1 pseudogene is annotated in these 2331 nt (G+C 51.1%); it reads left to right on the top strand.

The window, feature by feature from the left end:
- Positions 1 to 117 precede the first annotated feature (117 nt).
- Positions 118 to 2331 (top strand): annotated as a pseudogene (dnaE, locus tag Q0277_RS03005) (DNA polymerase III subunit alpha); the annotation flags it as partial.

The raw sequence follows: 2331 nt of genomic DNA, 5'->3' as shown, positions 1-2331 counted from the left end.
AAATGATGTCGGAAAAACCGCACAACAAATTCTTGGTGTGCGACGGCGATTTGGAGCGCGTCATCGGCTACATCGAATCGCACACGCTATTGACCCTGTTTTTAAAAGAAAAAGACGGGCTATAAAAATTTAATGTATCTTAGCTCGCGCGCGTTTTTGGACGGCTTCTACTACTACCCGAGGATCAATAAAAAAATTTTAAAAGAGCACAGCGAGGGGCTCATCTGCTCCTCGGCGTGCCTAGCGGGCGAGGTGGAATTTCATCTAAATAGAAGCGAGCGAAATTTAAAGCGCGGTGCGGGCGGCTACGAAGCGGCGAAAAAAGCGGCGCTTGAGTATAAGGAAATTTTCGGCGAGGATTTTTATCTCGAGATCATGCGCCACGGCATCGGCGAGCAATTAAACGTCGATAAAGACCTCATCCGCCTTTCGCGCGAAATCGGCGTCAAGATCATCGCCACAAACGACGCTCACTACTCGCGCAAGGATCGCGCCAAGGCCCACGACGTCTATCAGTGCATCTCGATGGGCAAGACGATCAACGACGGCGACCGCCTAAAACACGTCGTTTCGGAATTTTACGTAAAAAGCGACGAGGAGATGAGGCGGCTTTTTGCGGATATCCCCGAAGTGATCGAAAATACCGCCGAGATCGTGCAAAAGTGCAATTTGAAATTTGCCTTCGACGAGAAGGACTATGCGCCGACGCCGCCGAATTTTAAATTTACGATCGAATACGCCGATAGGCTCGGGCTTTCGCTGCCGCAGCCCTCGGAGCGCTATAGCTTTGCAAATGACGATTTTTTATTCGATCATCTCTGCCGCGAGGGGCTTAAAGAGCGCCTTAAATTTATTGACCCTGCGAGGCATGAAATTTATCGCGAGCGCCTGGAAAAGGAGCTTGCCATTATCAAAAACATGCATTTTTCGGGCTATATGGTCATCGTGCAGGATTTCATCAACTGGGCGAAGGATCACGATATCCCGGTTGGCCCCGGTCGCGGCTCTGCGGCGGGCAGCATCTGCGCGTACGCGCTTCGCATTACCGACCTCGATCCGATCCCGTATAATCTGCTTTTTGAGCGATTTTTAAATCCGTCGCGTATCTCGATGCCCGACATCGACGTGGATTTTTGCCAGGCGCGCAGAGGCGAGGTGATCGACTACGTTATCGATCAGTACGGCAAATTTAACGTCGCGCAGGTTGCGACCTTCGGTAAGCTGCTCGCGCGCGGCGTCATCCGCGACGTAGCTCGCGTATGTGACATGCCGCTTTCGCAAGCCGATAAGATGGCGAAACTGATCCCCGATAAGCTAGGCATCACGCTTACGCAGGCTTACGACGCCGAGCCGAAGCTGAAAGAATTTATCGACGCAGATCCGATCGCACAGCAGGTTTGGGAGTTTGCGCTGGGCCTTGAAGGGCTAAATCGTAACGCAGGTATGCATGCCGCGGGAGTGGTGATCTCAAACGAGCCGCTGTGGAATAAAGCGCCGCTATTTAAGCAGGATAAGGGCGAGGATGCGCGCCTAGTAACGCAATACACCAAAAACTATCTCGAGGACGTAGATCTGATAAAATTTGACTTTTTAGGTCTAAAAAACCTCGATGTGATCGATAACGCCATCAAGCTCGTCAAGCGCCGCTATAATCGCGACATAGTTTGGGAGGAGATAGACTTTAACGATCCGCAAACTTACAAAACGATTCAAAGCGGCAACACGCTAGGGATTTTCCAAATCGAGGGCGCGGGCATGCAGGATCTGGCGATGAACCTGCGCCCCGACCGCTTCGAGGATATCATCGCGATGATCTCACTCTACCGCCCGGGACCGATGGATCTAATCCCCGATTTTATCAGGATCAAGCACGGCGAGCTAAAAGCAAGCTATATCTTCCCTGAGCTAAAAGAAATTTTAGAGCCAACATACGGCATCATCGTCTATCAAGAGCAGGTCATGCAGATCGTGCAGAAGGTGGGCGGCTTTAGCTTGGGCGATGCCGATTTGGTGCGCCGCGCGATGGGTAAAAAGGATGAAAAGAAGCTCGCTCACATGCGCGAGCAGTATCTAAACGGCGCCAAAGAGCTGGGATTTGACGTAGCTAAGGCGGATGAGCTATTTGATCTGATTATGAAATTTGCCTCCTACGGCTTTAACAAATCCCACGCCGCGGCATATTCGATGATCACCTTTCAAACAGCCTATCTTAAGACCTACTATCCTGCGGAATTTATGGCGGCGCTGCTTACTTCGGAGGAGGGCAATACCGATAAAATTTCAAAATATATCGACGAGGCTAGCCGCCTAGGTATCGGGCTTTTGCCGCCG

Source organism: uncultured Campylobacter sp. (genome assembly GCF_938030815.1).
Classification (GTDB): domain Bacteria; phylum Campylobacterota; class Campylobacteria; order Campylobacterales; family Campylobacteraceae; genus Campylobacter_B.
This window is presented reverse-complemented; position numbering and strand designations above follow the sequence as displayed.